The organism is Treponema sp. (assembly GCF_017430385.1).
Classification (GTDB): Bacteria; Spirochaetota; Spirochaetia; order Treponematales; family Treponemataceae; genus Treponema_D.
The window spans coordinates 1-5,821 of the sequence record NZ_JAFRNB010000178.1 but is presented as its reverse complement, the minus strand read 5'-3'; the positions used below and the strand labels follow the sequence as shown (position 1 = coordinate 5,821).

Sequence of the window (5,821 nt, the reverse complement as noted above, 5' to 3'; positions counted from 1 at the left end):
TACTATCCCTAACGCTTTTTAATCATCGTCCAAGTCATAATAGTCTTCATTATCTAAGCTTTTATCATTTTCTTTGCCAAGCATAAAACAAATCATATCATAAGCAGCAGATTGTTTTGCGGCAGATTTTGTGTATTCTTCGCCGATTCCTGCTTGGTTGTAACCATCCCAATCTTCGTATTCTTTGATAAAGCATTCGCATCGCCAAACTTGATTTCCATCGTCATCAGGTGAAACGGAGCAATTCAACTCAGGCTTTGAAATAAATTTCTTCAAATACAAAGTATTGAGTGTTTGAACTGCTGTCTCAGGAGTTGCCTTTTGTGCAATTTGTTCAATTTTGTATTTCTGCAGAAAATCGACAGCTTTTTTTGCAGCATCCATTTTTGCAGATATTTCGGAATTTCCATTTCCCTCTATCAGTTTTGAATTCCAAGAATTCTGTAAATATAGTGAAAGTGTACATCTGAAAGGCTGGTTATTCCCAGAATAATTCTGATAAACAGAAAACTTTGGTTCGGTAATTCCTAAATCATCACAAGAGTCATAGAGTGTAGTTACATAATTTTCACTGAAATCCAACATTCCCCACATCGTCTTGCATGATTTTTCAATTTGTTTGAAGTCCCAATTAGAATCAACTGCGATTGCTCCGATAATTGCCTCAAATAAATCACAGCGAACTTTCTCGTTACGCCAGACTTCGTTTTTCTCATCGCTATTTCCGAGCAAAAGATAATCATCCAAATCAAGCATATCAATACAATGCGCCAATGCCGACTTGTTCACATAGTTCGCGCGGATTTTTGAAAGTTCAGCTTCGTTTTTCTTTGAATAAAAGAAATCGTCCGTGTATGTTTGTGGAACGGTACTGTACGAATCATAGAGCCATTTTGTCATTACGGTATTTACAAGTTGGTCACCATACAGTTCAAGGATTTCATTATCTTCATAGCCGTCATGTTCTTGCGCAAATGACTTCCGAGTAAAAGCCTGCACAAGAAGTTTTGTGTGATAGCGGAATTGATATGAAATTTTTTCTTCAATTGTTTTTTGATTTTCTAAGATGTAGTTAACATCATCAGTTGTCATAAAGACCTCCAAAAATAAATATGGAGGCACTGAAAAGTGTTCTTATATGCGAGAAAATATAACAACACTGTCCATCAATACAGATTCATTAAAATGAAGATAATGTGAAAAGTTTCTCAGCACAGAAAGCAATTCATCTATAATCATTTTAAAACACTGTGTTGGTTTAAGTGCCTTTTAAGACAAAATAATATAGAGGAAAGAGAATGTCAATATATAATTTGTTCATCCATGATAAAAGAGCAGATGCGAATGGAGGCCGCCTTCTTTGAATCTGTCCGCGTTCTTGTAATGCGCCTTATGTATAATCCATCTGGCAAGAAATTCTCTCTCAAAGAAATTAACGATCGAATAAACGAACTTCTCAAACAATCAGTAAAATCTGATGGCGTTATAAATCTTTTTTCTGATGTTGGCGAGAAGGTAAACCTCTTTGATCCAACCTTCCTCGAAAATATTTCAAAAATGAAAGAGAAAAACCTTGCCGTAGAGCTTCTAAAAAAACTCATTGAAGAACAGGTAAAAGTTTACAAACGTACAAACCTTGTAAAATCAGAAGCCTTTAGCGAACTCATTCAGCAAACCTTAAACCGCTACCTGAACGGAATGCTTACAAACGAAGAAGTAATTCAGGAACTCTTGAAACTTGCAAAAGAAATGCTGTATGCCAGTGAGGAAGGAAACAAGCTCGGCCTCACAGACGAAGAACTTGCTTTCTACGATGCACTTACAAAACCTGAAGCTGTAAAAGATTTCTATTCAAACGAAGAGCTTGTTGCACTCACAAAAGAACTCACCGAAACTCTCCGTAAAAACAAAACAATCGACTGGCAGAAAAAAGAATCAGCCAGAGCCAAGATGCGTATTCTTGTAAAACGATTGCTCAAAAAATATAAATATCCGCCAGAAGGTCAGGAATACGCACTCAAAACTGTAATCAGCCAGTGCGAACTCTGGACTGATAATGTTGCTGATTATGATGAAAATCCATCCGATGACCGCTTTGGCACAGCAGACAAAACCGTTCAGTATGAAATACCAAACGATTTTGGACTTCTAAAAGTTGCGGAAAACAGACCAAAATAGGGGAATACACTTTTTCCACCTAATCTAATAACTCCCCATACATCTCCCTCGCATACCCAAATTCCCGCTCCCCAAACAGCACCAGCGTAACCTCATCAAAATTCTCTTGATACAATTTCATCGTCTCAACAGCAACCTTTATCGCTTCACGCTGGGGATAGCCGTAAACTCCGGCAGAAATCAGAGGAAATGCAATCGTCTTCAGGCCGTTTTCTTTAGCAAGATTTAAGGAGTTTTCATAGCAGGAAGTAAGAAGTTTTTCAGCATCAGCAGGAGTGTGCTCGAAATAGATTGGTCCGACAGTGTGAATCACAAATCTTGATGGCAGCTTGTAGCCCTTTGTGATTTTTGCCTCACCGGTCTTGCATCCGTGAAGGGTCATACATTCGGCAAGAAGTTCCGGACCAGCAGCGTAGTGAATTGCACCGTCCACGCCACCGCCACCGAGAAGCGAAGAATTAGCCGCATTTACGATTGCATCGCAGCTCAACTTTGTTATGTCACCTTTGATAATTTTGATTTTTCCCATGTTTTGATTATATCACAGTCCAGGAAATATTGGCGTTGTTCTTTTTTATTTTCTTCGGTTATAATGTTTTCATGGCAAACGGTGAAGTAGATTCGCACGAAAAAAACAAGGATTCGCTTCCTCTTTCGGAAAAACATGCAGAACTTTCCGTTGCCACATTTCCAAAGACAAAACTCATGGTCCTGCAGGATAAATCTTCTTTTTGTTTTGGAATCGATGCTGTTCTGCTCGCTGATTTTGCATCAGTGAAAAACGGCGGGAAAGTCTTTGATTTAGGAACTGGAAACGGAATCATCCCGCTTTTGATGGCAAAAACTTCACAGGCCTCGCACTTTACGGCTCTTGAAATCCAAGAAAAATCTGCCGAGCTTGCATCAAAAAATGTTGAGATCAATAATCTTGAAGAAAAAATCTCTGTCGTCCATGGAGATATAAAGGATGCGCGAAATCTTTTTCCGCCCGAATGTGCCGATGTTGTAACTTCAAATCCGCCTTACGCAAAAGCAAATTCTGTCCGAAAAAATCCAAATGAAGCAAAAAATATCGCCCGTCACGAAATTTTGTGCAATCTCGAAGATGTTGTTTCGGCAGCAAGTTATCTTTTAAAATCAAACGGAAGTTTTTTCATGATTCACCGCCCGGAACGGCTTTCAGAAATCTTCGTTCTGTTTTCAAAATATCGGCTCGAAGCGAAATCTTTGCGACTCGTTCAGCCTTTTTCGGATTCTGCTCCCACGATGGTACTGATTGAAGGTCGGAAAAATGCCCGTGCAGAAATAAAAATTCTCCCCACGCTTGTGATTTACAAGTCTCAGGGAAAATATTCTGAGTCAGTTAAAGAAATTTATGAAAAATTTTGAGTGCTAGTTAAGTTTTTTGACAAGAGCTTCAAGCTGCGCCCGCGAAAGAACAGGCTCGCCATTCAATTTTGCGGACATAAAATGCTCCCACAAAGACTTTTGCAAATCCTCGACTTCAGAAACATCATCTAGCCCAAGCATTTTTTGAAAGGAGCGGGCAAGCATGGATTTTGAGCGGTATTCCCGAATACCCATCCGGTTGGTTTTCTGATAATCTTCGCAAACTTCATCCCAGGTCGCCCCGCAAAAGCCTCCGAGCAAAGCACAAAAGACGCCGGTTCTGTCAGTTCCGATAGCACAATGAATCTGAAAAGGGCCGTCATGGGCATCATCAATTATAAAATTAACAATCACACGAACCCATTCGTAAAAAAGGCTGTCCGTTGGCTTGTTATAAACATAATCATAAGACGGCACAATTCCCGATTCAGACATTACATTGCAGACATTTTTTGAATCAATAATTTTCTGATAATACGCGGGAATTTCAACTTGCCCTTCAGTTCCATCATACCAGCTGATTTTTTCACCGGCAAAAACCGTGTAATCATCAGTAAGATTGATATCAGACTTGATTCCTTCTTCTGCAGCAAGTTTTTGAACATATTCAATACGTTTTTTTTCAGTGTCAAACCTCAGACTTCTATTGTCTGTGGAATAAAACGGATGGAAAGACCTGAAAAGTTTTTTTGTCCCAGGAACAAGCCGGAAATTTGAAATTTCTTCCTGTCCGAGCCTGCAAGTTAAATCAAAATCGGAAAGAGTCTTTATTCTGCCGGCAATTTTAAACTGGCAGATTATTTCCTCAAGATTTTCATCAGAATAGATAATCGCAAGATTTTTGTCATTCGACGGAAAAATGAATCCTTTCGGAACAAAATCAACATCAGCAAGCGATATATATAAACCGTTTATGCAAAATTTGTATTCAGGATGGCCGGAATTGCCCGTTCCTGAAAGCTTCGAAAAATCAACAGCAACATACTGCAATGAAAGTGACTCGCAAAAAGTCATCTTAAAATCAGGATTTTCCACCCATGAATTAAAGGAACCGCACACATATGCTGAGTCAACTTTTTCTGTCTGCCGCCAGTTTTTGTAATCATAAATAAAAATAATAAGAGAATTTTCCTTATCCTCAATAAAACACTTGTCCCTGTCGTTCTGCGTTACACTGTATGATTTTCCATTAACGACAAGATTTTCAAACTTTTGCATATCAAAGCGAAGAATATCATTAACTCATCAATTTTTCAATATTTTTTGGCGCGAATCTCCGGGCTACGGGCTATCCGTGGTTCCGCTACCGCTTCATTCCCCGCCATCCATGCCTGCATTATCTGGTTGCGGCATGGAGGCCGCGTGCTTTTTAAACCGATAATTGCCGCGAAAACTAAGTTCTCGTTACGACATGGATGACAGTGAACGGCTTCGCCGCCACTCCTATCCCGCGCGGGCTATTTTTGCCTATCATTGAACTAGCCTGCTTTTTTCTATAAAATAGGTTTCTATGAATAAGAACTGCAAGAAACCAACTTTCCGTGAATTTTTGAAATCTCAGGTCGAAGCCGGGCTACCAGTATTTTTTGACGGCGGAATCGGCACTATGATTCAAAAGACCGGGTTCACTGATTACGACATTCCCGAAGACATTTCGATTGAAAAGCCAGAGATTATTGAAGACATTCACAAGCAGTATCTCCGAGCTGGAGCGAATGTTATCACGGCTAACACTTTTGGTGCCTTGCCGCTCAAACTGATTTCCGCAAAATATTCCTGCAAAGAGTACATCGAGGCAGAAATTGCCCTAGAAAAAAAATGTATCGAAGAAATTGAGGCAGAAGGAAACACACGCCCTCATTACGCTTCATGGGATACCAGCCAGATTGGTCGTCTTCTGGAGCCCATGGGAGAACTGACTTTTGACGAAGCCTACGAGACTTACAAAGAAGCGGCCATAATTGCGGAAAAAGCCGGAGCCGAGATTGCGATTATCGAGACAATGGCAGATTTACGGGAAGTAAAGGCTGCGGTTCTTGCCACAAAAGAAAACACTAACCTTCCGATTTTTGCCAGCATGACTTTCCAGCCCAATTTGCGAACTTTGACCGGCGCTGACATCCGCACGGTTGTGGTTTATCTTGAGTCGCTTGGAGTCGATTTAATCGGATTTAACTGCGGCGGTTCTTTGAACGAAGATGACAAAATCGTTGCTGAGTTCATGCGTTACGCACATCTGCCTGTTTGCGTGGAG

At 40.2% G+C, this 5,821-nt stretch carries 5 protein-coding genes and 1 pseudogene; 3 read left to right on the top strand and 3 right to left on the bottom strand.

Going from position 1 to position 5,821, the window contains the following annotated elements; translation table 11 throughout:
- Nucleotides 1-18 precede the first annotated feature (18 nt).
- Entirely contained in the window at nt 19-1,092 is a 1,074-nt protein-coding gene (locus tag IJJ71_RS13905) for a ribonuclease III domain-containing protein (RefSeq protein WP_296847885.1), read from the bottom strand.
- Nucleotides 1,093-1,311: 219 nt separating this feature from the next.
- Here IJJ71_RS13905 and IJJ71_RS13900 point away from each other — a divergent pair.
- A pseudogene (locus IJJ71_RS13900) lies at nt 1,312-2,178 on the top strand (DUF3387 domain-containing protein); the annotation flags it as partial.
- Between the two features lie 19 nt (nt 2,179-2,197).
- Here IJJ71_RS13900 and IJJ71_RS13895 read toward each other — a convergent pair.
- A complete protein-coding gene (locus tag IJJ71_RS13895) occupies nt 2,198-2,707 on the bottom strand; it encodes an O-acetyl-ADP-ribose deacetylase (RefSeq protein ID WP_296847883.1) in 510 nt (169 codons plus the stop codon).
- A 71-nt stretch (nt 2,708-2,778) separates the two neighbouring features.
- Between IJJ71_RS13895 and IJJ71_RS13890 the strand changes: the two genes are divergently transcribed.
- Entirely contained in the window at nt 2,779-3,567 is a 789-nt protein-coding gene (locus IJJ71_RS13890; protein WP_296847881.1) for a tRNA1(Val) (adenine(37)-N6)-methyltransferase, read from the top strand.
- 3 nt (nt 3,568-3,570) lie between these two features.
- Here IJJ71_RS13890 and IJJ71_RS13885 read toward each other — a convergent pair whose 3' ends face one another.
- The gene (locus IJJ71_RS13885; RefSeq protein WP_296847880.1) at nt 3,571-4,785 is read right to left on the bottom strand and encodes a tyrosine-protein phosphatase; all 1,215 of its coding nucleotides are present in this window, start codon (nt 4,783-4,785) and stop codon (nt 3,571-3,573) included.
- 292 nt (nt 4,786-5,077) lie between these two features.
- Here IJJ71_RS13885 and IJJ71_RS13880 point away from each other — a divergent pair.
- The coding region (locus IJJ71_RS13880) for a homocysteine S-methyltransferase family protein (protein ID WP_296847878.1) at nt 5,078-5,821 on the top strand (744 nt) is incomplete at its 3' end.

What these genes read in the sequence shown, in the direction of transcription:
- IJJ71_RS13905 (WP_296847885.1), bottom strand. Translation starts at nt 1,092, where the DNA reads ATGACAACTGATGATGTTAACTACATCTTAGAAAATCAAAAAACAATT.
- IJJ71_RS13895 (WP_296847883.1), bottom strand. Translation starts at nt 2,707, where the DNA reads ATGGGAAAAATCAAAATTATCAAAGGTGACATAACAAAGTTGAGCTGC.
- IJJ71_RS13890 (WP_296847881.1), top strand. Translation starts at nt 2,779, where the DNA reads ATGGCAAACGGTGAAGTAGATTCGCACGAAAAAAACAAGGATTCGCTT.
- IJJ71_RS13885 (WP_296847880.1), bottom strand. Translation starts at nt 4,785, where the DNA reads ATGCAAAAGTTTGAAAATCTTGTCGTTAATGGAAAATCATACAGTGTA.